The sequence below is a fragment of the Gordonia sp. Z-3 genome (assembly GCF_036233855.1).
Lineage (GTDB): Bacteria > Actinomycetota > Actinomycetes > Mycobacteriales > Mycobacteriaceae > Gordonia > Gordonia tangerina.
Genome location: NZ_JAZARS010000029.1, coordinates 1 through 21,778, shown reverse-complemented (window position 1 = coordinate 21,778; position 21,778 = coordinate 1). Strand labels below are relative to the sequence as shown.

Sequence of the window (21,778 nt, the reverse complement as noted above, 5' to 3'; positions counted from 1 at the left end):
GAAGGAGCCAGAGACATGTCGAAGTGGAACCCCGGCGATCTCGACGCCATCGACAACGACGGAGAACTACACATCGCCGCGCATCGTCCGGACGGGACCCTGCGCAAGTCGGTGATCGTCTGGCATGTGGTGGTCGACGACAACCTCTACCTGCGATCCGTCCGTGGTGACTCAGGGGCGTGGTACAAGGGCGTGCAGCGTACGGGTACCGGCGTGATCGACGCCGGCGGTGTCCGCGCGGACGTCACGTTCACACGCGACAACGAGCACGACGACGCGATCGACGCGGCCTATCGTGCCAAGTACGGAACCGGCTCTGCGGTACAGGCGATTACCAGCGCCACGGCCACCGCGACGACATTGCGGGTGGATCCCGCGAACTGAATGTCGATCACCGTCGATGACGCGCTCAGGCGCCGACGGCGCCGGAACCGCCTGTTCAACAACGAGACCTATGCCGCGATCGCCCTGCTGGCAGCCACGATCGCCGCTCTGATCTGGGCGAATGTCGGGACCGGGTACGACGCCTTCTGGCACACGTCGGCGGCCATCACGGTCGGTGGCTCATCGATCGACCTGACTCTGCACGAATGGGTTGACGAAGGCCTGATGGCCCTGTTCTTCTTCATGGTCGGTCTCGATGTCCGTCGTGAGTTCTCGCTCGGCGACCTGAGGCTGCCCGGCCGCGCGGTGCTGCCCGTGGCGGCTGCACTGGGCGGATTGGTGGTGCCTGCGGTCACGTACCTCGTGATCGCCGGTCGCACCGAGGCGGCAGACGCGTGGGGCGTGGTGATCTCCACCGATACCGCGTTCGCCCTCGGGGCGCTCGCGTTGATCGGTCCGCGCAACGCACCGCGGTTGCGCTTGTTCGTCCTTGCGCTGGCGGTCATCGACGATATCGGAGCGCTGACGGTGATCGGCCTCGTCTATACGGACGAACTCGACGTGGTGGCCCTGCTGTGGGCGGCCGTCTGTCTCGCCGGGATCTGGCTGCTGCAGCGACTCGGAGTCTGGCGGCTGCCACCGTATGCCTTCCTCGGCGTCCTCACCTGGTACGCGGTCTACGAATCCGGGGTGCACGCGACTCTCGCCGGAGTACTCATCGCGCTGCTCATGCCGGTTCGTTCGCTGAGGCGACATGACCTCGAGAACGCCACCGAGATCTTCCACCTCTTCCGACAAGCTCCCACACCGGGAACCGCTCTGGCAGTTCGTGACTCACTCGTATACGCGATCCCACTCAACCAGCGGCTGTCCGCTGCCCTACCCCGCTATGTCAACTACATAGTGGTTCCGTTGTTCGCCCTCGCCAACGCAGGGATGCACCGCTGCAGGAGTCTCTGTTCTTCCGAGTACTGGCAGTGCCTCCCTCCCAGGCGGGGTCCGCTCGACGCATGTCCGATCGCCGATCGTCCGCCGCAACTGTGAGATAGCTGCGCAGAACCGCGTGTGCGGACGGTCGAATCCGACCGCCCGCACACACCATTGTCTCGTGCGTCGCCGTCCCGCTAGGGAGTCACCAACACCTTCAAAGACTTTCGCGAGTTCATTTTCTCGTAGCCCTGCTCGACATCAGCGAGATCCACACGATCGTCGAACACCCGTCCGGGGTTGATCTCGCCGTTCAGCACGCGTGGGATGGCATCCTCGATGTATGCCCGGACCGGGGCGGGCCCGCCGGTGACAGCCGCGTTCTTGCCGAAGATGGAACCGAAACCGACTGGTGCGTCCTCGTATTGCGGGACACCGACTCGCGAGATGATGCCACCGGGTCGAATGACCCCGTACGCCTGCTCGTAAGCCGGCATGTGACCGACGGCCTCGATGACCACGTGGCTTCCCTCGCCCTTTGTCAGGTCCATGACCTTGGACACGCCCTCATCGCCACGCTCGGCGACGATGTCGGTGGCGCCGAACTCTTTTCCGAGATCGATGCGATCGGTGTGTCGCCCCATCAGGATGATGCGCTCGGCACCGAGCTCTCGCGAGGCCAGCACTGCGGAAAGTCCCACTGCGCCATCGCCGATGACGGTGACGGTCTTCCCCTTCTCGACGCCGCCCAGGTGGGCACCGTGATACCCCGTGAGATAGACATCCGACAACGTCAGCAGGCTTGGGATGAGGTCGCTGTTCTCCGAGACGCCCGGAACCGGGACCAAACTGCCCTCGGCCTGCGGCACACGAATCAACTCGGCCTGCGCTCCAGGCACTTCAGGCGTGCCGTACCAGCCGCCGTTGACGCATGCGGTCTGAAAGCCCTCGCGGCAGAACACGCAGGTATTGTCCTGGAAGGCGAAGGTGCCGATGACCAACGTCCCCTTGGTCACGGACGAGACATCCGAACCGGTCTCCTCGACGATCCCGATGAACTCATGACCCATCGGTACCCCGTCTGCGCTGGCGTCCATCGAATGATACGGATGAAGGTCCGACCCGCACACGCAGGTCTGTACCACTCGGACGATCGCGTCGGTGGGCTCGTGCAGTTTCGGATCGGCTACGGTCTCGATTCGAACGTCGCCGGGTCCGTACATATATGTTGCTCGCATCAGTGTGCTCTCCTGGATTGTGGCGAAAAGGTTCTCGTCGCCGTCAGGCGTCGGGGATGTCCAGCCCGAAGTTCTCGCGGGTGATGTCCTCCGGCTCGGGGCCGCCGCGCACGCCGGTGTCGAGTGCATCGATTTCCGCCATTTCGGCATCGGTCAACTCGAAGTCGAAGATGTCGAAGTTCTCTGCGATCCTGGCCGGTGTCACCGACTTGGGAATCGTCTGCCTCCCCTGCTGCAGGTGCCAGCGCAGCATGACCTGCGCCGCGGTCTTGCCATGGGCAGCTGCGACCTTGCCGATGACCTGGTCGTCGAGAGTGGATCCGGCCGACCTGTCACGATAGAAGGTGATCCCACCGATCGGCGACCACGCCTGGGACAGAACACCGTGCTCGTTGTCGGTGGCGAGAACGTCACGCTGCTGGAAGTACGGGTGCACCTCGATCTGGTTGATCGCCGGAACGATGGAGGTCGCTTCCAGTAGCCGGGGCAGGTGATCGGGCATGAAGTTGCTGACGCCGATCGCCCGGACACGACCGTCGGAGTAGAGCTTCTCGAGTGCGCGGTACGCGTCGATGGTCAGCTCGAATTCACCGGGCAGGGCCTGGTGGAGAATCAGCAGGTCGATCTGCTCCACACCCAGCTTGCCTGCGCTCTTGTCGAACGCGTGCAGTGTCTGGTCGTACCCGTAGTCGGTGATCCAGATCTTGGTCTCGATGAACACGTCGGACCGGTCGACACCCGACTGCGCGATCGCGTCGCCGACGCCTCGCTCGTTCAGGTATGCGGCGGCCGTGTCGATGTGGCGGTAGCCGACGTCCAGCGCTGTCCGAACCGCTTTGGCGGTGTCATCCGGCGGCGTCTGGAACACCCCGAATCCGAGTGCGGGGATCTCGACTCCGTTGTTCAAGGTCAATGTGGGAACACTCATGGCAACCAACTTATGAGTTATTCGTCCGACGCGGGAGTGTGCGTCATGACAGGGACCGGGAGTACCTGCTTCGTGTCCGAAAACATTTCGGCGCCGGAGCGTGACGGACGTCTTACCCCAACGGAAGGGGGCAATGTCCGTACCCCCCTGGATGGGAACGTGCCGGAGCAACGGCCGCGTTGTGAGTTCTGTGGCAGTCAATACTGCGCACCGACCACCGACGTTCGGGCAGCTTTCGACCGACCCACCGCATCAGGCGGTGCCAACACGAGGGTGACGACATGCTTCGGTCCGTGGTCAGCCAGCCTTCTCGACGTCAGTGGCTCTGCGGCGCAGCAGGTCTGATGGTTGTGATGATGGTCGGGCTACTTGCTGTGCTGCCTCACCACGGATCCACGGCCGCAGATCCGGCCCCCGAGACGGTGAGCCCGTCACGCTCCGCAGCGGCCTCGACGCAACCACAGACCTCGGATTCAGCGCTCGATGCAGTCGAGTCGACGCCAGGCTACGACCCAGCCGACGTCGAGGTCGCCATCCTCGATCGCGACGCCGACCATCTCGCCCTCAACCCGTCCGGGTCGGCGCCCATGTTGTCGGCATCTTTGGTGAAACTTCTCGTGGCGATCGACATCGTCGATCGACGCAGGGACAACGGCCTCGTGGTCGGCGCACGGGACCTGCAACTCATATCGCGGGGCTCACCTACAGTGACGACGTCGCGATGAACGAGTTGTGGACGCGCTTCGACGGGATGGGCGCGGTCGGGCGGGTCTCCGCGCGCCTGGGGCTCGTCGGCACAACGCCACCTGCGAATCCAGCGTGGTGGGGCCAGACCGTCACGACGGCCGTCGATGTCGCCACCCTGCTACGGCACATTCTGGATATGCCCGCTGGCGACCGCGACCCGTTAATCTCCGCACTTGCCGCCGCGTCGCCGGTCGCCGCCGACGGATTCCGGCAGGACTTCGGTTTGCTCACTCCCGGTCTCACGGACGCCGTTGCGGCCAAACAAGGATGGATGTGTTGTGTCGCCGGACGGATGCAGCTGCACACCGCGGGCATCACCGGGCCGCACGGGCGCTTCGTGGTGGTGGTGATGAGTCGGCGCCCGGCCACCTTGGGGTGGGAATCCGCACGCCGACTACTCACCGACATGGCGAGCGCGGCCCAGCGTGTGCTGCTGAACAATCCCGCGCCATCGGAGTCCGCGTCGAGAGAAGTTGCGTGATCGTGCACGTCTCCCGACCGGAATCACCTATTCGCGCCAGACGGGACAATGCGCATCACGGGTGGTGATGGGCATCGACGACATCAGGCGTCCGTCTCCTGACGCTTCGGCAGCACCCAACCCGCGCGCGGAAAGTGGCAGGTGTATCCGTTCGGATACCGCAGCAGGTAGTCCTGGTGCTCCGGTTCGGCCTCCCAGAACGGGGCAGCCGCCTCGATCGTCGTAACCGCCTCACCGGGCCAGAGCCCCGATGCGTCGACGTCGGCGATCGTGTCCCGGGCGACCTGCTCCTGCTCCGGCGTGAGCGGGAAGATCGCCGACCGGTAGCTCGATCCGACGTCGTTGCCCTGACGATCGCGGGTGGTCGGGTCGTGGATCTGGAAGAAGAACGCCAGGATGTCCCGGTACGACGTCTGCGTCGGGTCGAAGACGATCTCAACGGCTTCGGCGTGCCCGGGATGGTTGCGGTAGGTGGCGTGCTCGGCCGCTGGCCCGTAACGGCCGCGTGCAGGGATCGATCGCCTACGCCGCACCCGAATTGCTCACCGCCAGCAGGATCTCACCGGCCACCGATCAATATGCGTTGGCGGCCAGCTTGTTCGAGCTGCTCACCGGCGAACCCCCGTTCCCACGGGCTACTGCGTTCGCCATCACCTACGCTCACCTGCACGACCCGATCCCACGTCTCACCAAGACCCAGCCGTGGCTACCGTCGGCGTTGAACTCGGTGTTCGCCAAGGCTCTCGCCAGGAACCCCGCCGACCGCTACCCGACGTGCGGAGAGTTCACCGACATCGTCCGGCGCGCGCTTCTCGACGTGCCGGTTCCGACGCCTCAGCGTCGTCGGTGGTGGACGCGTCGGACTAAGTGGTCCTGTTCGTAAGTTCGTCGGGGGTCATGCGGCTTCTCGTGTTCGTTCGTGTTCATCGAGTCGGGCGAGGTGGCGGTGTAGGTCGGTGGTGGTGTAGCGCCAGGCGAAGGGTTCGGCGGTGGCGTTGTAGCGTTCCTCGAATCCGAGTAAACGCTGTTCGAGTGCTTTTAGGTTCTCGAAGTTGTTGGGGGTGAGAACTTTTCGTTGGATTGTGGAGAAGAAGATCTCTACCTGGTTGAGCCAGGACGCATGCACCGGGGTGTGGACCATGATGGCGTTGGCATAGCGTGCGGCGAGCCGGTCGATCGCGGCTCGCCCGCGGTGCGAGGAACCGTTGTCAACGATCCAGAACACCCGATCAGCTGAGGCATACGGTTCTTGAGTCATGACCTGATCGACCAGTTCGGTGAACGCCTCGATACCGGTGGACTGGGCGCACCGGCCGAACACTCTCGCGTGGTGCACGTCGTAGGCGGCCAAATATGTCAGTGCCCCACCTCGCTGGTAGTCGTGGTTGACTCGCAGTCCCCGTCCTGCGGCGGCCGGGAGGGTGTCGTGACAGCGGCGCCGAGCCTGGATCGAGGGTTTCTCATCGGCGCTGATCACATAGTCGTTCAACCCCAAGGGCGCGCCGCGGTAGCGGCGGTCGTACAAGTCGAGTACGCGGGCGGCTTTGACCTCGAAGTCGGGGTCACGCATGAAGATCCAGGACTGGTGTTGCCAGGGTTTGATCGCGTCATCGGCCAGCCATCGCCGCACCGACGATACCGAGGCCCCGATCCCGTCGGCCTTGAGTTGATTCGCCAATTCCGTGCTGCTCCACCGCGACAACGGAACATCATGCTCGGCGGGCAGCTGACACGCCCATGCCGTCACCCGCGCCTTGTGGGCCGGGGTGTAGATCGGTGGCCGCCCAGCACGTGGGGCATCCACCAAACCCGGCCAGTCCGCGCAGGCAGAACCGGGCTCGCCACTTGCGGGCGGTGTCGGTGCAGATTCCTACTTCCGCGGCGATTGCCGCGGTGGGCTGACCATCGGCGGCCAGCAGCACGATCAACGCCCGCAACACCTCCCGCTGCGGGGTCGTCCCAGCTCGCACGCGCGCTTCGAGAACCGCTCGGTCCTCGGCGGTGAGAACCACCTGATCGCGGCTGGTCATCACCATGCCCGGCTCCACAACGCACACCATGAATCACCCATGCCCCATAGACCACATGGGTCACGCCGGGAATCAGGGTCGACACGCCGACACGAACACGCCGAGCGACCTCCAGCCGTCAGGCACGATCACCGACATGGCCACACCACCGGACTCGACCAAATCCTCGCTGCAGTGGAAACTGACCGACCGCGCCAGAGTCCGATGGCCGGCACTGGCCCACGTGTCCACCCGCTTCCGCGGCCAGTTCGCCTACGTCGACGGTGAACTTGGTGATGGCAGCACCATCCAATTGATGCGACTGCGCTACAACGGCTCCGCCAGCCGCTGGGGATTCGCCATCTACCTGGCCAGCACCGGCAAGTACCAAGACTCCGTCCTCCCCACCGGCTACCCCTTCGGCAGCCCCGAAGAAACCCTCGACTGCGCCTGCGGCCTCTACCTCAACGACCCCACCGCCTGGCAACCCCCGACGAACTTATGAACAGGACCACCAAGCCAAACGGCGGTCGACCGTGATGCGAGCCCTTACCGGGGGCGGTAGAATCGATTCTATGACTCAACTTCTTGCAAACGCATTTTCCATTCCCCTCGAGCCCGAGGATTTTCGGTCTGTCGTCGACGACACACCAGTCGACACCGGCGCCGGCTTCGTCACCGAGTTCGCGGGCGCGAGCGTGGGCGTGTGGAGCGCCGACGTCGGTCACATCGGGGGCGAGACGACAGACGAGATCTTCGTCATCCTCGAAGGCCGCGCCGAGATCACGTTCGAGGACACCGGTGAGACGATCACCGCCGGACCTGGCGACATCGTCCGACTCAATGCAGGGCAACGGAATTCGTGGAAGACACTCGAGAAGCTGCGCAAGGTGTCGTTCTACGTCCCCGCAGCGAGCTGATCCGGCACTCGCACAGCCGGGAAGCGCACGCCCGGAGATGCCGGGTAACACAGAGAGAGCGGCACCTGCCCGTCGGCAGGTGCCGCTCCTCATCTCATCGGCCCGCCGGCACGATCACTCGAACAATGTCTCCCGAAGCGTGGACCCCGGATAGTCCTGCTGGACAAGACCTCTGGCCTGAAGTCGCGGAACCACCATCCGGGCGAAGTCTTCGAAGCCGCCCGGCATGATCGGTGCGCTCACCATGAATCCGTCTGAGCCACCGGCGGCGAACAGTTCTTCCATCTGGTCGGCCACCTCGTCCGGGTCCCCGACCAACGCGGGTGCCGGAGAGTTCGTCATCAACACGGCCGCTTCGCCGAGAGTCATGTCCTCGCGACCGTCGGCCTGCTGTAGCAACAGATTGAAGTAGCCCGTGGATCCGCCCCCGCCCGCGTGAGCGGCGAGGTCGATGTCCTGCAAGGGGGTGTCCGCCGAGATTCCGGACAGATCGACACCGGCAGCCTGCGACGTCCAGGCCACCGCCGCATCCTGGTTCACCAGAGAGTTCAGCAGATCCCACTTCTCCTGCGCGATGCGTGTCGTCTCACCGACCACGACGTGGACCATCGGCAGGATGGCGCACTCCTTGCGCGATCGGCCGAAACGGTCGAGCCGTGTGTCCATGTCGTCGACGAACGAGCGGATCTCACCCGCCGTCCGCTGGATCATGAAAACCACCTCGGCGAATCGCGCTGCCACATCACGGCCTTGTGGGGAGGAGCCGGCCTGCATCAGGACAGGCCGCTGCTGCGGGCTCTCCGGCACACTCAGGTACCCCTCGGTACGCACATGTTCACCCTGGTACGTGAAGGTCTCGAGTCTTGACGTGTCGATGAACTCGCCACTCTGGCGGTCGGCGACGACGGCGTCCATGGGAAAGCTGTTCCACAGTTTGAGGCACGCTTCGACGATCTCGGTGGCGCGTTCGTACCGCTCGGATCGGCCGGGCAATCCATCCTGTCCTATCTTCCTGGCTTCCGCATCGGAACCGCCGGTGACGATGTTCCACGCGATCCTCCCGCCGCTGAGGAGATCGAGGGTCGCCAGACTGCGTGCGATGGGATACGGCTCGAAGAAGCCCGTCGACACCGTCAGTCCGATGCCGATCTTTGAGGTCGCCTTGGCAACCATCGCGGCGACGACTACCGGGTCGAGCATGTACAACGTGCCTCCGGTCTCCGCCTGGCCCTCGAAGAACGTGATGCTGTCCGCGTAGAACACGGCGTCGAACTTGGCGCGCTCCAGGGTCTGTGCGGTCCGGCACAGGAACTCCGCGTCCAGATAATCGTTCTCCGTGGTCGGATATCGCCACGTACCGTGATGAGACACGGTCGGTCCGGTACCGAGGAATCCGACGAGGTGCATGTGGTCGCTCATTGGCGTGTTCTCCTATCGCTGGGTGGATGTCTCGGTGACGATCTCGGTTTCTGACGTGTGACGAGCCGTCGTCGGTATCTCCTCCACGACCTCGTCGGCAGGCACCGCGACCGGAATGTCGCTGGTGGCCGACGCCTGGATCGGACGCGTGCCGGATCGCGCGATCAGGAGGTAGACCGAGAAGGAGACGACGAACCCGACGAGCCAGGCGAAGTCTGCGCCGCCGAGTGTCGTCACCAACGGGCCGGTGTAGAACTCATTGGTGACGAACGGCACCTGAACCACGAGTCCGATCAGAAATGCCAACCCGGACTTGTTGTTCCAGTTTCCATAGACACCGGCGTGCGGCTTGAAGAACTCCGCGACATCGAACTTGCCATGACAGACCACGTAGAAGTCGGCCAGGTTGATCGCCGACCACGGCACCAGCACATACAGGCAGAGGTAGACGAAGGTCAGGAAGTGGGTGGCGAAGTCCGCCGACGCCGCCACCGCCACGACCAGACACACGATCGACAGCACGCTGAGGACGACCGTCCGCCCGACCATACCGATGTACCTGCCCGGTCGGAACGCGTTGAGAACCGTGACCGTGCACATTGTCCGCTGTAGATGTTGACCGTGTTCACGACGGTGCCGGAGACGACGAACAGGGCGAGAATTGCGGTGCCGAGTGCTCCGATCGCACCGATACCCGCCAGCGCGTCGCCGCTCGTCACCGTGGATGCGGCCAGCGCACCCAGGCACATCATCAGCGAGCAGCCCACCACCGACCCGAGGTAGGTGAACCAGAACGCCGACCGTGGGCCCGTTACCGGTGGCAGGTAGCGCGAATAGTCCGACACCACCGGTCCGTACGCGACCTGCCATGAAGCGGCAGCGCCGAGCACCAGGAAGAACGTCGCGGCACTGAACTCGCCACTGGTGACCGTTGCCCCGTCCACACGGCCGGTGGCGACCAAGAAGACGAGGAGCGCGATGGCGATGACGGCGGTGATATAGGCCGTGAACTGCGCAGTGGCCGCGATCATCCGGAACCCGAAGAAGGTGATCCCGAAGCTGATGACCCCGATCGCGGTGATGCCCAGACCTGTATTGATCGACGGAAACAGCTGCCCGAGCGACTGCCCGGAGGTGATGAGCGCCGAGATCATGTATCCGACGCAGACGAACGCCTGGATCGCGGCGAGGATGGTCGCGCCGTGGAGACCGAACTGTCCCCGGGCTTGAAGCATCTGCGGCACACCGAGAGTCGGACCCTGTGCGGCATGAAAGGCCATGGTGAGACCACCGAGCATATTGCCCACGATCAATGCGGTCACCGTCCAGATGGCCGGTAATCCGAGTGCCACGCCGAGCGCACCCGTGACGAGAGTGAGCGGAGCCATGTTGAACCCGAACCAGATTCCGAAAAGGTCTCGCGGCCGACCGTGCCGGCTGTCTACGGGGATCGGCTCAACGGTTCGCTCTTCCACTTCGAGGGCACTCATGGCGTCACCTCGTTTGTCGTCGCCCGCCGCCGATCTCGATCATTGGCATGAATGGTCACTGGCGACTACCCATCTCACCCCGCGAGTCAAAGGCGTCTCGCAGCCCGATCGGCAGCAGCCGATCGGGATCAGCGATTGTCCTATCTCAGTGGAGGTTTCGATGTTCGGAGAAGGTCAGTTCTCCACCGAATTCATGGTGATCGACGTGTGGTACTACCTGGCCGCGTTCATGGCGTTGCTGGCGGTTGCCGCGTTGGCACTGATGGATCTCGGGTCGGTGCGGCGGTCCAATCTCATCGATTGCGCGGTCCAGAAGGCCGTTGCGATCGTCGCCGGCGGATTCGGGATGATGTGGATCGGATACCCGATCTGGCAGTGGCAGTTCAACCAGGCGTTCGGCGTGCCCAATCCGCTGGGTACGGCCATCAAAGACTGGTGGTTCGGCGGGCCACTGCTGCGGACGCCTGCGACGGATCTCGATCCGGCTGTGGTGCCCGAGGCGGATGTGCTGCAGATTTTCTACGTCTTCTTCATCTCGTTCGGCATGCTTGCCGGTGCCCTGCTGCATGGTGCGCTGACCGAACGGGTCCGGCCGCTACCGTTGTTCGCACTGGCGTTCTTCTCCGGTGGTCTGCTGTCGCCCTTCCTGGGATATCTGCTGTGGGGTTCCATGAGTCCCCTGACGAACAACGGCTTTCACGACTTCGCGGCGATCGCGCCCGTGTACATCTGTATCGGAGCCTTCAGCCTTGCCGTCAATCTGGTTGTTCGTCCTCGCTTCGGACGCTTCGAGGCACATACCAGTGGAGCATCGCCGTACAGCAGCAATCCGGCGTTGTCGTTGATCGGGGTCCTCCTGCTCATGGTCGCGATTCCGTTCGTGATGGTGGGCAACGGCTACTTCCTGCCCGAGCAAGGCTTCTACGGAATCACCTTCGCCTCCAGCGGGATCGGCATGATGGCGGCGAACCTCATGGTCGGCTTCGTCGGTGGTGGTCTGGCGGGCCTGGTCATCGCCTACCGCAGGCGCGAGTATTCATGGGCCCTACTAGGGCCGCTCGCCGGATACGTCATGGTCGGCGCGATGATCGACATCGCCACCCCGGTGGTGACCTTCATCGCCGCATTGTTCGGGCCGCCACTCATGCTGGTCGGTCACAAGGTGCTCGAGCGGTTGCGCATCGACGACGCGAAGGCGCCGCTGGCAGTATTGCCGGGCGTCGTCGGAATGATCGTTACCGGATTTGTCGGATGGCATACCGCACAAGGCGGTTACCCCGGACTGACCGGAGAGTATGAGTTCCAGGGGGCGCAGGTGACGCCATGGATGCAGGTCGTCGGCGTGGCGATTGCGCTTGTCCTCTCGTTCGGCACAGGCCTCGTCCTCGCGCTGGTACTCAAGCGCTTCGGCGGTCTCCGGATCGACGAGGATGCCGAAGTGCTTGGACAGGACCGGCAGTGGACTGCCGGGCATCAATCCACGACCTCGGACGTGACGGTCGTCGAGGCCGCAGATCACGGTGGCCCGGGCGACCGGCCCCGTGAGCGAGAGCTGCCCGCCGCTCATTGATTTCTCCCGTCCGGATCAGATCCTTTGACATCCAGTACGGGTCCTCGGGTCACCGCAGCAGTCGGTGATGGCGAGTCCCACGTGTACCTCGGCTGAAGCACTGTTGCTCGTCGGGGTCCGGTACTCCGGAATGACCACGGCACGATCGTGCGGTCGTGGTTCGGCGTGCGTACATCCGGATTTGCATGCACATCCATGACAACAAGAGGCAGGACAGAATGATTCCGTCCGGTGACGGAGAACCAGCTCGCCTGGACGCGCTGAGACTCCGTCACCGACGGCTAGAATCGTTTCTACCGTAGGCCGCCCATACCGAGACTTTTACCCGACGCTACGAAAGCGTCTCGAGCGGAACAACTCCCGGCGCAGGGAACGCACCGTCGAGGATCTCCAATTCCTCCGGAGTCAAACAGATCTCCATCGCGGCGGCGTTGTCGCGCAGATGTCCGTGATCCACCGCCTTGGGAATGGCGATGACGTCTCTGTCGCGTATCACCCACGCCAAGGCGATCTGCGCAGGCGTCACGCCACGGGCCGATGCGACCTCACGCAATACCCGCCGGTCGAGCAGTTTGGCCTTCTCCACGGGTGAGTACGCCATGAGAGTCGTGCCGCGCTCACGACACCACGGGATGAGGTTGGCCTCGGGACCACGGCGAACCAGGTTGTACAACACCTGATTCGCCGAGGGCACCACACCCGACGGCAGGTCTTCCAGATCGCCGACGTCGAGGTTGCTGACACCCCAGGCCCGTATCGCACCATCCTTCACAAGACGCTCGAAGCCGGCCACCGACTCCACAAGCGGAATCTCCCGGCGCCAATGGAGGAGGTAGACATCGATATGGTCGACCCCGAGCCGCTTCAAGCTCCGATGACATGCGTCGACAGTGCCGTGCTCGGAGGCATTCTCCGGGAGGACCTTGCTGACGATGCACACGTCGTCGCGCCGTCCCTCGATCGCTCTGCCGACGATCTCCTCCGCGACACCGTCCGCGTACAGTTCTGCGGTGTCGATCAAGGTCATCCCGAGATCGATGCCGTACCGGATGGCCGCGACCTCGTCGTCGGCCCGGGCCGGGTCGTCGCCCATACGCCACGTTCCCTGCCCGATGGGCGGTACCTCGATCTGTGCGCTGATCGAAACGGTCATGTTCGCCTCAGCTTGCCAGGGGGTGCTGCAGATTCGGTGTCGCCGACCACGTCGGCGTAGTACGAGCGTGGTGTCGGACGCTCACTGCGTTCGATCATGTCGCTCATGTTCCACTCGCGGAGGATCTTCCCGTTGCGGAACACCGGCACCAGCAGATTCTCCTCGGGAGCGACGTCTTCACGCCTGACGGTGCAGAACTCACCGTCGACTGTGGTCAGTGCAAGCCGGCCCGCCTTGGACCGCTTCATCCCGTTACCGGTGGGCGCCTTGTAGACGTCTCGCCAGGTGTCGTTGATGCATACCGCATTGGTCTTCATGCCGAAGTTCATCGAATCACGGTTGATTTTCTGCAGTAGCCCACCACCCATACCGCAGAGGATGTTGTCGGTGGCGAGGCCACGACGCTCCAACTCGGCATAGAGCGCCAGATAGGTCTCGACGGTCAGGCCGTCACCCTGGATGACGCGGAGGAAGGGTGGCAGGACCCGGTAGCCCTTGCTGTTCGTCTCGAAACCGTAGCTCTCCATGAGCCATTCCACCGTGTCGACCGGGACCATCACCGGATCGCCCGAATCACACCGGGCGATCACCAGACCGTTGAACCGACTGATCTCAGACTTCAGCTCCTTGCCGATGATGTTGCGCACCGCATTCTCGTGATCGAAGGTGTCACAGAGCAACCCGACGACACCGCCGCCGGCATTGGCGAGCAGCTCCCGGAACGAATCGGCCTCGTTCTCACGGCCGTTGGCACCGACGATGGAGTGCTCTTGGAACACCGCGGCGCCGTTCGGCGCGGCGCCGTTGTACCACCTCTTCGATCCGATGTAGCCCGAGACGTTGTCGGTCTGGTCGAAGCTGATGAGGTGTGCGACTCCGCCGAGGGCCGCGGACTCGAAGGAGCTGACACCCCGCGCCCCATAGTCATGCAGGTACATCCGCAGCAGTTCGGGCTGATCCGAGGTCTTCTCCAGATACTCCCTGATGCCCTGTTTCACCATCCAACTCGTGGTGCCGACCGTCGAGGCATACCACACCGAGCGCAGCAGAGCCGTCTCGATGAATCCCGTCACCCACGGATACTTGGGATCGGTGTTCACCACCTGCAGCAGCACATTTCGCGTCGGCAGCACGGTGCCCTCGGGAACCGCCTCGATCTCCACCGGCAGATATCCGTCGTGCTCGTTGATGAGATCGATCCAATTCTGTTTGACGAACGGGATTCCCATCGAGGTATGGATGTCGTGGGCCTCGTGGATGTCCTCGATGGTGATCGGGTGCATCAGGTACTCACGTAGGAACGGCTGCAGCCCCGCAAAGAGTACTGCCGGATAGATCCCCCCGCGAGACTCGATGTAGCTGGAAACATACTGTGTCCCCTCGGGATACATCCAACTGTGCGCGTTCTTGTAGCTGTCGACGTTCGTGATGATGTTGCCCGAGTAGTGTCGTGATGCCATGACGCTTCCTTCTCGTACTGAAATGCACCGAGCGCGACAGATCGTCACATCGGCCAGATTGCTTCGGAACTGCGGTTGATCGCCGATCAGCTACGGCGGGCGCGAGTTCCGCTCACCACCGCGAGCCGCAGTGGCGGCCGGCATCGAGCGGACAAGCTCTCGCGACCGACCGGACGCGATGGGGGCCGAGAGCGGGTCGTTTGTCAGGACGCCTCGTTGGCCCATCCGTGAAACCGGCAGCGACATTGCCGCCAGAAACGACTCTATGAGCGGGCTGCAGTACGTGCAATCGGAGGAACGTTTCTAGTTGGTTACTTCTCACCCGACTGGGCGGCAATCGCGCGATCGGGCGCACCGACACGTTGGGTGTTTATCGCTATCACCAGGTGTTATTGGACAACGCCCGCCATCATCCGGCGAGCGGCGCGGCACTCATGGCCGTACCGTCACACACGGGCCGAGCACCTGATAGAAACGATTACACAGCTTTCTGGTCACCACCGAAACCAGACCCGGGCCGCTACCGAGAAGGTGGTGGTGCCACCGATTCACGAATCCGGACATCCGTGGGCAAGGGCGGCGGCGGATCGATCCGCCCACCGGCGATCATCTCGAAAAGATGCTCGGCCGCTTGTTGCCCCATCTCGCGCGCGGGCTGACGCACCGTGGTCAGCCGCGGCGTCAGCAAGGACACGAACGGTATGTCGTCGAAGCCGACGACGCTGACCTCGGCGGGCACCGAGATACCCGCGGACCGGCAGTACTCCAGCGCGCCCACCGCCATGAGGTCGTTGGCGCACAGCAGCGCAGTCGGTCGGTGATCGCGTGGCCCCTCGAGCGCACGCCGGGCGTGGTCCCAGCCGGATTGCTGGTGATAATCCCCCCAGAGAACTCTCGCCTGATCTGGATCGATTCCCGCTGCGGCCATGGCCTCCCGGTAACCCGACAGGCGTTGCTGCGTAGACCACTGCGCCTCGGGACCGGCGATCACCGCAATGTCGCGGTGTCCGGCTTCGATCACGTGCACGGCAATCTCGCGTGCACCCCGCCGATTGTCGGAGACCACCGCCGGCAGCCCGTCGAAACCCGGCACGACATCGTCGACCAGAACCACCGGGCCCTGCCGCATCAATTCCAGGAGCGCGCCCGACTTGGACTGAGCACCCGACAAGTAGACGATCCCGTTCAGTCGCTGGCTGCGCAACAGCCGGCCGTTGACCGATTCACCCACGCTGACGGTGTCCGGAGCACAGATCGTCACCAGGCCGCCGTGGTTCGAGACAACCTGCTCGACTCCCTCGACGAGCAGGGCGAAGAACTGATTGGAGAGTTCTGGGATCACCAGCCCGATGGTCGGTGCCGAGCGGTTCTTGAGTCCGCGGGCGGCCTCGTTTGGTGCGTAGTTCAACACCCGAACGGCGTCGAGGACTCGGGTCCGCCGATCGGGGGCGACCGGCCCGCTGTCGTTGAGGACGTAGCTGACCGTGCTCAACGAGACGCCTGCGTGGCGCGCCACATCCTTCATGGTGGGCCGTTTGCCGGTAGTCACAATTCTGACAATCTACTCCCCCCCGCACCAACTAGAAACGTTCACCGCCGTCCGGTGTCCGACTTTTCGGTGTCCAACTTTCCGGTGTCCGACTCTTCGGCGGGTACCCGCATGCCGTCGGCGCCCGCCGACTCATCGAAGTGCCTTGCGGGCGGCTTCGAACAGCCGACCGGGATTGATCGTCATCAGTTCGGTGGCCACCTGGTCCGGCACCCCGTGTCGTTCCAGCCGTGGCAGGAAGAGCCGGGGAACGTACCCTATGCCGTTCCCTCCGTTGCGGGTCCACATGCTCTTGGCCGCCATGTCATGGCTGAGCAGGATGCGTGAGGCATGGCCGTCGCGCACGAGCCGGGCCACGGCCCTCGCCGTCTGTTCTGGCGCAGGTGACTGACCTTCGCCGTCGTAGAAGAAGGGCATGCCGATCATGTCGAACTCGAGCCACACGCCCCGATCGGCAACCGCCTGCTGATAGTCGGCGTCCTCGCCCGACGGGTCCATGTGGCACAGCACCACCGCGTCGGGTGCCACCCCCTCGTCCTCCAGGACGATGTCCAGAACTTCGAAAGCACGACGTTGCCAACCGGGTAGGTGGATCAGCATCGGCACCCCGAGCTGCACCTGCGCGCGCGCCGCCGCTCGCACTCTGGTCTTCTCTGCCTCGGTGAACTGCGGCGAGACCCCGATCTCGCCGATGATGCCGGGCTTGATGCCGGTGTCGGCGACGCCATCGGCGAACTCCGTCATCAACGACTCGCAGAGCTGGTCGGCGTCCGCGTCCAGGGTCGACTCGGCGTGGAAGGCGTGGACGTACCAACCCGAACCCATCACCACGTTGATCCCGGCACTCACGGAGATCTGCAGCAGGGCTCGTGGGTCACGGCCCATCTCGTCGTTGGTGCAGTCGATGACGGTCCGACCGCCCACGGCCGTGAAGTGTCCCAACTCCTCGGCCATCGCGACCGGATCGTCTTGGCGGACGTTGTCGAAGCAGCAGCCGGGGTTGTCGGTGAGCAGCCAGTTGATGGACGGGTTCACCGGGCTCCAGAAGAGCTCTCGCTCCGCCTCGCCCTCGGGCTCGACTGCCCGCCGCGACCAATCACTGATCAGGTGCTCGTGGGTGAGCGTCATGCCGAGCTGTTCGGCTGCCACCGGACCTCGGACCGTGTTGACGAGGACGGGGGCAGGGTCAGCTGATGCAGTCATGTGTACTCCTCCAGGTATTTTCGGCCGTTGGCTATTTCCCCGCCGGAAGTCCTTCCGCGTCCGCGAACGGGCCCGGGTCGACCAGCCTGCGTCGCATCGACGCGACCATCGGCCCCTCTGCCTCCCGTGCGGTCAGCTCGGCGACCCACTCTGGATCCTGCAGAAACATTTCCCACTTCTTCTCCAGCTCGGCGACATCAGAGAATCGCAATGTGTAGACGAGTTCGTTGTATGAGTTCTCTCCGATCCAAGTACGTCCGACCTGGATGAGGTCCATGTCATGTTTGGCGAACAGCCGAATCGTGTGTTGATTGAAGAGGTCGATGATCGCGGGCAATCTGCCCGGGACCGCTACGTATTCACGTACTTCGTACAGCATGATCACTCCTTGGTGTTCGGATGGTCTGACGGTGGCGTGCGAGGTTCACGAGGCGTGGTCCAGGGCCCCTAGTTCGTGGAAGGCGCTGGCGAAGAAGACGAGTGGTGGGTTGCCGGGATGGATCTGCTGCCGGTGGATCCGGAGCAGGACGAATTCGTGATCTCCCGCCGGAACCTCCGCCTCGACCGAGCAGTCCAGCCACGCAGCGGCACCGTGCAACAAGATCGCACGCTCGTCGGTGGTGTGCCAGGTGAGATCGACGAATCGATCGGTTCCGCGAGTCGCCAGACGGCGACATGCTTCGCCCTGGGACGCGCCCAGCACCGACAATCCGATGCGTGGAAGGGCCCTGAGGCGCGGCCACGTGGTCGACGACCGTTGCACACACACGCCCACGAGAGGCGGATCGATCGAGACACTGGTGAAGGCGCTCACGGCCATTCCCACCGGTTCGTCCTCGGGGCCGTACGCGCTGAGTGCGGTCACCCCACTGGGAAAGCGGCCGAATGCGTTTCGCAGTCCGGCAACATCGATCGCACCCGCTTCGTCACGGAGTTCGGTCATCACTTCGTTCACATCTGACTCCTAGAAGAGGTGGTTCTTGCCGCCGAACACCTCACTGACCGAGTCGTCGGTGAAGATCCGGCGGATTGTGTCGGCCAACAGGGGTGCGCACGAGACGACGTCGATCATCGACGGTGCGCCCGGTCGGAGTGGAATCGTGTCGGTGACCACGATCCGCTCGAACGGGGATGCGGTCAGGTTCTCATGGGCTCGCCCACTGAGGACTGGATGTGTTGCCGCGGCAAAGAGTCGGCGGGCACCGGCCTCCTGCACGGCCTGGCCTGCCGCCCGCAGGGTGCCGGCGGTGTCGATGATGTCGTCGACGATGATCGCCGTCTTGTCTCGTACGTCACCGATGACAGTGGTGATCTCGGCAGCCTGCTGTTGGGGTCGCTCCTTGTCCAGAATGGCCAGTCCAGCCCCCATCCGGGTGGCGAACTGCTTGTTCAGCTTCACCCTGCCGGCGTCCGGGGCTACGACGACGAGATCGTCGTCGAGCCCGGCGAAATGGTCGGCCAGCATCATCAATGCGGTCATGTGGTCGACCGGGATACCGAAGAACCCTTGCAACTGGCCGGCGTGCAGATCCATCGTCAACAGTCGGTCGACACCGACTGCCTCGAGTGTCCGGGCCACCATTCGAGCCGAGATCGGTTCTCGCGGAGATGATTTCTTGTCCTGCCGCGAGTACCCGTACCAGGGCGCGACCGCCACGACCCGGTGCGCACTGGCCCCGACCGCCGCGTCGACCATCACGAGCAGTTCGAGGAGGGCGTCGTTCGCGTTTACTCCGGTCTCCGGGTTTCCGCAGATCGGTTGAATGATGAAAACATCTGCGCCTCTGATTGATTCATCGAAGCGGCAATACACCTCTCCGTTGGAGAAGGTCTTGAGTGTGATCGGGCCGAGATCGACACCGAGTTGCGCGGCGATCTCCCGCGAAAGTGACGGGTTGGCTCGACCGGAGAACAACATCAACTGCTTCTCGTACCCGAGTCGAAGTGCGGCACTCATGCACTCACCGCATCTTGTTCGGGACACAGCCGACCCGGCTTGCCTTGGATGGCCAACATGAACACGCCTATCAATAGTGGTTGTTGTTCGAACGACATTGTTCGACTTGATCTCCGGGCGGCATCGCGCTCGGCCTCGGGACAGCTCCGCAGGCACCCAGCGGAGGAGACGACCGACTATCGCGGCACCGTATCCGTCTCGAGCATCTCCGCCGACTCGAGCGCTATGGCGATCTCGTCCCCGGTCGGCATCCCAGCCCGCGCGCCGACATGTCGGACCGACAACGAGGCAGCAGCGACACCCTGCGTGATGGCAGACAGCAACGGAAGCCCCGCAGCCAACGCATGTGCCAGAACCCCATTGAACGTGTCCCCGGCCCCAGTGGTGTCCTTGACCTCGCCGACAGCCAATGCCCGCAATGCTGTCGTCTCACCACCGGGTTCGACGACCAGCGCTCCGTCTCCGCCCAGCGTGACGATCACCGGGGCGTTCGTGTGCTCGGCCACCCTGGCCGCCTTCTGCTCCACTGTCGCGTGTGGACGCCCGTCGACGAGTGAGTGCAGATCGCACAACTCGGAAGCGTTGGGGGTCACCACCGGGGCGTAACCGAACAGACGGAGTAGTCCAGGGGTCGCCGGCGCCGTGTTGAGCACGCAGGAGATCCCGTATTCGGCAGCGGCCGCAACTGCAGCGGCCACCGCTGCCGGGGAGATCTCGGTGCTGACGAGTACGCAGCCTGCCCAGGAGGCCGCTCTCGCGACCGCGGCCCGCACCGCAACCGGGTCGATGACAGCGTTCGCCCCTGCGCCGACCGCGATCTGGTTCTCGCCATCCGGGTCCACCACGATCAACGCGGTCCCGGTGGTCATCTCGTCCACCGTCTGAACATCGGCGACGTCGACGCCCTCGGCTCGCAGGTCCGCCAGCGCAAGGGTGCCCGACTCGTCTGCGCCGACGGCTCCGCAATACCTGACGGCGGCACCCGCTCGTGCTGCGGCCACCGCCGCATTGGCTCCCTTCCCGCCGCCGTACCGATCGGCCCGCAACCCCACCACGGTCTCGCCGGGCCTCGGCAGCCGTTCTGCTGCAACGACGAAATCAACGTTCAGGGCTCCGATGACGAGCACACCCGGGGTCAATTCGCACCTCCTCGTGCCGACACCGATGATCGGATCTGCACAGTTGTCGGAATGATGTTGATGGGTTCGGCCGCGCCGGTGTCGATCAGGTCGAACAAGACCGACGCGGCACGGACTCCGATGTCATGCGCCGGTTGGCGGACGGTGGTCAGCCTGGGCGTGAGCAGCCCGGATAGCGGCAGATCGTCGAAGCCGACGATGCTGACATCGTCGGGTACGCGTAGCCCCGCCACCCGGCAGTACTCCATCGCGCCGACCGCCATGAGGTCATTCGCACACATCAACGCGGTGGGCCTCGGGTCGGCGGTCAGCGCCTGGGCGGCCAGCTTCTCACCGGTCTCCTGCTGATAGTCGCCGTTGTACACAGGCACGGTGTCGGGGTCGATCCCGTTGCGGGCGAACGCCTCCCGGTACCCCGCAAGACGTTGCTGAGCTGTCCACAGCGACGGTGGCCCGCCGATGACCGCAACTCGTCGGTGCCCTCGGTCGAGCACGTGCATGGCAACCTCACGAGCCCCGATGTAGGAGTCGCTCACCACCGCAGGCAGATCGACGCCCGGAATCTGTTCGTCCACCAGCACGACCGGTCCCGATCGCGCCAGCTCGTATCCGGACGCCGGCATCGACCCCGTCCCGGACAGATAGACGACACCGTCGATCCGCTGGCTTCGCAACAACTTGGCCTGCTCTTCCTCGGATTCGTCCGTGACACCCGGAATGACGAGCACCACCAGGAAGTCACGTTCTGCGGCAGCACGCTGAACCCCTTCGGTGACCATCGCAAAGAACTGATTGGTCAACTCCGGGATGACCATGCCGATTCGTGATGCACCGCGCCGCTTCAGGTTACGAGCAGCCTGGTTCGGCGAGTAGTCCAGCACCCGCACCGCGTCGAGGACACGGGTGCGGCGATCTGCCGCGACCGGCCCCGAGTCGTTCAGTACATAGCTGACGGTGCTCACCGAGACGCCTGCATGCTCTGCGACGTCCTTGATCGTGGGACGCCTACGCGGATGGTCGGACCGGGTCACGATGGGTCCTTTCCGGGGTTGGCGGTCCAGGTGAGGATGGCGTTCCACAGGTGTGGGTAGTGGGGCCAGTGCAGGAATTCCGGTGGGGCCCAGTGCGGGGCGAGGTCGGAGGTGAAGGCGGTGGTGCGGCCGTGGCCGTATTCACCACACACCAGCATCGGGTCGTTGCCGGC

The 21,778-nt window shown here is 64.0% G+C and carries 25 protein-coding genes and 1 pseudogene; 8 read left to right on the top strand and 18 right to left on the bottom strand.

The window, feature by feature from the left end; translation table 11 throughout:
- Positions 1-15: 15 nt before the first annotated feature.
- Together VX037_RS22760 and VX037_RS22755 are read left to right on the top strand one after the other, a co-directional pair.
- Positions 16-384 (top strand): DUF2255 family protein, encoded by a 369-nt coding sequence (locus VX037_RS22760; protein ID WP_328716004.1) that lies wholly within the window; start codon positions 16-18, stop codon positions 382-384.
- Positions 385-1,428, top strand: coding sequence for a Na+/H+ antiporter NhaA (locus tag VX037_RS22755; protein ID WP_328716002.1), 1,044 nt, complete (start codon positions 385-387; stop codon positions 1,426-1,428). It begins immediately after the preceding gene.
- Positions 1,429-1,508: 80 nt separating this feature from the next.
- On the opposite strand, the gene VX037_RS22750 is transcribed toward VX037_RS22755, so the two are convergent.
- Positions 1,509-2,549, bottom strand: a complete 1,041-nt coding sequence (locus VX037_RS22750) for a zinc-binding dehydrogenase (protein WP_328716000.1) — start codon at positions 2,547-2,549, stop codon at positions 1,509-1,511.
- Positions 2,550-2,592: 43 nt separating this feature from the next.
- Positions 2,593-3,477: an aldo/keto reductase gene (locus VX037_RS22745; RefSeq protein WP_328715998.1), complete on the bottom strand. Its 885-nt coding sequence runs from the start codon at positions 3,475-3,477 to the stop codon at positions 2,593-2,595.
- A gap of 281 nt (positions 3,478-3,758) precedes the next feature.
- Here VX037_RS22745 and VX037_RS22740 point away from each other — a divergent pair, with 281 nt between their 5' ends.
- Together VX037_RS22740 and VX037_RS22735 are read left to right on the top strand one after the other, a co-directional pair.
- Positions 3,759-4,202 (top strand): hypothetical protein, encoded by a 444-nt coding sequence (locus VX037_RS22740; protein ID WP_328715996.1) that lies wholly within the window; start codon positions 3,759-3,761, stop codon positions 4,200-4,202.
- The gene (locus tag VX037_RS22735) at positions 4,199-4,705 is read left to right on the top strand and encodes a hypothetical protein (RefSeq protein WP_328715994.1); all 507 of its coding nucleotides are present in this window, start codon (positions 4,199-4,201) and stop codon (positions 4,703-4,705) included. The genes VX037_RS22740 and VX037_RS22735 overlap by 4 nt, the downstream gene beginning before the upstream one ends.
- 83 nt (positions 4,706-4,788) lie before the next feature.
- On the opposite strand, the gene msrA is transcribed toward VX037_RS22735, so the two are convergent.
- Positions 4,789-5,238, bottom strand: a complete 450-nt coding sequence (gene msrA, locus VX037_RS22730; RefSeq protein WP_328715991.1) for a peptide-methionine (S)-S-oxide reductase MsrA — start codon at positions 5,236-5,238, stop codon at positions 4,789-4,791.
- Here msrA and VX037_RS22725 point away from each other — a divergent pair.
- A pseudogene (locus tag VX037_RS22725) lies at positions 5,187-5,588 on the top strand (protein kinase domain-containing protein); the annotation flags it as partial. The gene msrA and the pseudogene VX037_RS22725 overlap by 52 nt on opposite strands.
- A 12-nt stretch (positions 5,589-5,600) precedes the next feature.
- On the opposite strand, the gene VX037_RS22720 reads toward VX037_RS22725, so the two are convergent.
- Complete coding sequence (locus tag VX037_RS22720; protein ID WP_328715990.1) at positions 5,601-6,509, bottom strand: IS630 family transposase; 909 nt, start codon at positions 6,507-6,509, stop codon at positions 5,601-5,603.
- On the bottom strand, positions 6,415-6,741 hold the full coding sequence (locus tag VX037_RS22715; protein WP_328715987.1) for a helix-turn-helix domain-containing protein: 327 nt from the start codon (positions 6,739-6,741) through the stop codon (positions 6,415-6,417). The genes VX037_RS22720 and VX037_RS22715 overlap by 95 nt, the downstream gene beginning before the upstream one ends.
- 130 nt (positions 6,742-6,871) lie before the next feature.
- On the opposite strand from VX037_RS22715, the gene VX037_RS22710 reads away from it, so the two are divergent.
- Positions 6,872-7,219: a hypothetical protein gene (locus tag VX037_RS22710; protein ID WP_328715986.1), complete on the top strand. Its 348-nt coding sequence runs from the start codon at positions 6,872-6,874 to the stop codon at positions 7,217-7,219.
- 70 nt (positions 7,220-7,289) lie between these two features.
- Positions 7,290-7,634 (top strand): cupin domain-containing protein, encoded by a 345-nt coding sequence (locus tag VX037_RS22705; protein WP_328715985.1) that lies wholly within the window; start codon positions 7,290-7,292, stop codon positions 7,632-7,634.
- A gap of 114 nt (positions 7,635-7,748) precedes the next feature.
- Here VX037_RS22705 and VX037_RS22700 read toward each other — a convergent pair whose 3' ends face one another.
- Genes VX037_RS22700 through VX037_RS22690 form a run of 3 tightly spaced genes read right to left on the bottom strand, consistent with a single transcriptional unit; the run spans position 7,749 to position 10,543 of the window.
- Positions 7,749-9,053, bottom strand: coding sequence for an NtaA/DmoA family FMN-dependent monooxygenase (locus VX037_RS22700; RefSeq protein WP_328715984.1), 1,305 nt, complete (start codon positions 9,051-9,053; stop codon positions 7,749-7,751).
- A 12-nt stretch (positions 9,054-9,065) separates the two neighbouring features.
- Complete coding sequence (locus tag VX037_RS22695; protein ID WP_328715982.1) at positions 9,066-9,602, bottom strand: cytosine permease; 537 nt, start codon at positions 9,600-9,602, stop codon at positions 9,066-9,068.
- On the bottom strand, positions 9,509-10,543 hold the full coding sequence (locus tag VX037_RS22690) for a purine-cytosine permease family protein (RefSeq protein ID WP_328715981.1): 1,035 nt from the start codon (positions 10,541-10,543) through the stop codon (positions 9,509-9,511). The genes VX037_RS22695 and VX037_RS22690 overlap by 94 nt, the downstream gene beginning before the upstream one ends.
- Positions 10,544-10,703: 160 nt before the next feature.
- Here VX037_RS22690 and VX037_RS22685 point away from each other — a divergent pair, with 160 nt between their 5' ends.
- Complete coding sequence (locus VX037_RS22685; RefSeq protein ID WP_328715979.1) at positions 10,704-12,113, top strand: hypothetical protein; 1,410 nt, start codon at positions 10,704-10,706, stop codon at positions 12,111-12,113.
- 331 nt (positions 12,114-12,444) lie between these two features.
- Here VX037_RS22685 and VX037_RS22680 read toward each other — a convergent pair whose 3' ends face one another.
- The 10 genes from VX037_RS22680 to VX037_RS22635 form a co-directional block, all read right to left on the bottom strand.
- Positions 12,445-13,266 (bottom strand): aldo/keto reductase, encoded by an 822-nt coding sequence (locus VX037_RS22680; protein WP_328715977.1) that lies wholly within the window; start codon positions 13,264-13,266, stop codon positions 12,445-12,447.
- Positions 13,263-14,726 (bottom strand): nicotinate phosphoribosyltransferase, encoded by a 1,464-nt coding sequence (locus tag VX037_RS22675; RefSeq protein WP_328715975.1) that lies wholly within the window; start codon positions 14,724-14,726, stop codon positions 13,263-13,265. Before VX037_RS22675 ends, VX037_RS22680 begins: the two co-directional genes overlap by 4 nt.
- A gap of 520 nt (positions 14,727-15,246) precedes the next feature.
- Positions 15,247-16,275 carry a LacI family DNA-binding transcriptional regulator gene (locus VX037_RS22670; RefSeq protein WP_328715973.1) on the bottom strand — a complete coding sequence of 343 codons (1,029 nt, stop codon included), beginning with the start codon at positions 16,273-16,275 and terminating at the stop codon, positions 15,247-15,249.
- A 132-nt stretch (positions 16,276-16,407) separates the two neighbouring features.
- A complete protein-coding gene (locus VX037_RS22665; protein WP_328715971.1) occupies positions 16,408-17,478 on the bottom strand; it encodes a phosphotriesterase family protein in 1,071 nt (356 codons plus the stop codon).
- 31 nt (positions 17,479-17,509) lie between these two features.
- Positions 17,510-17,857: an NIPSNAP family protein gene (locus VX037_RS22660; protein ID WP_328715970.1), complete on the bottom strand. Its 348-nt coding sequence runs from the start codon at positions 17,855-17,857 to the stop codon at positions 17,510-17,512.
- 45 nt (positions 17,858-17,902) lie between these two features.
- Positions 17,903-18,433 carry a flavin reductase family protein gene (locus tag VX037_RS22655; RefSeq protein WP_328715968.1) on the bottom strand — a complete coding sequence of 177 codons (531 nt, stop codon included), beginning with the start codon at positions 18,431-18,433 and terminating at the stop codon, positions 17,903-17,905.
- 9 nt (positions 18,434-18,442) lie between these two features.
- Entirely contained in the window at positions 18,443-19,435 is a 993-nt protein-coding gene (locus tag VX037_RS22650; protein WP_328715966.1) for a ribose-phosphate diphosphokinase, read from the bottom strand.
- Between the two features lie 176 nt (positions 19,436-19,611).
- The gene (locus tag VX037_RS22645) at positions 19,612-20,574 is read right to left on the bottom strand and encodes a PfkB family carbohydrate kinase (RefSeq protein WP_328715965.1); all 963 of its coding nucleotides are present in this window, start codon (positions 20,572-20,574) and stop codon (positions 19,612-19,614) included.
- On the bottom strand, positions 20,571-21,605 hold the full coding sequence (locus VX037_RS22640; protein WP_328715964.1) for a LacI family DNA-binding transcriptional regulator: 1,035 nt from the start codon (positions 21,603-21,605) through the stop codon (positions 20,571-20,573). Before VX037_RS22640 ends, VX037_RS22645 begins: the two co-directional genes overlap by 4 nt.
- Positions 21,602-21,763, bottom strand: a complete 162-nt coding sequence (locus tag VX037_RS22635) for a glutamine amidotransferase (protein WP_328716016.1) — start codon at positions 21,761-21,763, stop codon at positions 21,602-21,604. The genes VX037_RS22640 and VX037_RS22635 overlap by 4 nt, the downstream gene beginning before the upstream one ends.
- Between the last annotated feature and the right edge of the window lie 15 nt (positions 21,764-21,778).

Bases quoted from the DNA above. Each gene is read 5' to 3' on its own strand.
- VX037_RS22660 (WP_328715970.1), bottom strand. From the start codon at position 17,857: ATGCTGTACGAAGTACGTGAATACGTAGCGGTCCCGGGCAGATTGCCC.
- VX037_RS22740 (WP_328715996.1), top strand. From the start codon at position 3,759: ATGCTTCGGTCCGTGGTCAGCCAGCCTTCTCGACGTCAGTGGCTCTGC.
- VX037_RS22650 (WP_328715966.1), bottom strand. From the start codon at position 19,435: ATGAGTGCCGCACTTCGACTCGGGTACGAGAAGCAGTTGATGTTGTTC.
- VX037_RS22755 (WP_328716002.1), top strand. From the start codon at position 385: ATGTCGATCACCGTCGATGACGCGCTCAGGCGCCGACGGCGCCGGAAC.
- VX037_RS22745 (WP_328715998.1), bottom strand. From the start codon at position 3,477: ATGAGTGTTCCCACATTGACCTTGAACAACGGAGTCGAGATCCCCGCA.
- VX037_RS22635 (WP_328716016.1), bottom strand. From the start codon at position 21,763: ATGCTGGTGTGTGGTGAATACGGCCACGGCCGCACCACCGCCTTCACC.
- VX037_RS22710 (WP_328715986.1), top strand. From the start codon at position 6,872: ATGGCCACACCACCGGACTCGACCAAATCCTCGCTGCAGTGGAAACTG.
- VX037_RS22680 (WP_328715977.1), bottom strand. From the start codon at position 13,266: ATGACCGTTTCGATCAGCGCACAGATCGAGGTACCGCCCATCGGGCAG.
- VX037_RS22700 (WP_328715984.1), bottom strand. From the start codon at position 9,053: ATGAGCGACCACATGCACCTCGTCGGATTCCTCGGTACCGGACCGACC.
- VX037_RS22665 (WP_328715971.1), bottom strand. From the start codon at position 17,478: ATGACTGCATCAGCTGACCCTGCCCCCGTCCTCGTCAACACGGTCCGA.
- VX037_RS22705 (WP_328715985.1), top strand. From the start codon at position 7,290: ATGACTCAACTTCTTGCAAACGCATTTTCCATTCCCCTCGAGCCCGAG.
- VX037_RS22675 (WP_328715975.1), bottom strand. From the start codon at position 14,726: ATGGCATCACGACACTACTCGGGCAACATCATCACGAACGTCGACAGC.
- VX037_RS22750 (WP_328716000.1), bottom strand. From the start codon at position 2,549: ATGCGAGCAACATATATGTACGGACCCGGCGACGTTCGAATCGAGACC.
- VX037_RS22735 (WP_328715994.1), top strand. From the start codon at position 4,199: ATGAACGAGTTGTGGACGCGCTTCGACGGGATGGGCGCGGTCGGGCGG.
- VX037_RS22685 (WP_328715979.1), top strand. From the start codon at position 10,704: ATGTTCGGAGAAGGTCAGTTCTCCACCGAATTCATGGTGATCGACGTG.
- VX037_RS22690 (WP_328715981.1), bottom strand. From the start codon at position 10,543: ATGAGTGCCCTCGAAGTGGAAGAGCGAACCGTTGAGCCGATCCCCGTA.
- VX037_RS22715 (WP_328715987.1), bottom strand. From the start codon at position 6,741: ATGGTGATGACCAGCCGCGATCAGGTGGTTCTCACCGCCGAGGACCGA.
- VX037_RS22695 (WP_328715982.1), bottom strand. From the start codon at position 9,602: ATGGTCGGGCGGACGGTCGTCCTCAGCGTGCTGTCGATCGTGTGTCTG.
- VX037_RS22760 (WP_328716004.1), top strand. From the start codon at position 16: ATGTCGAAGTGGAACCCCGGCGATCTCGACGCCATCGACAACGACGGA.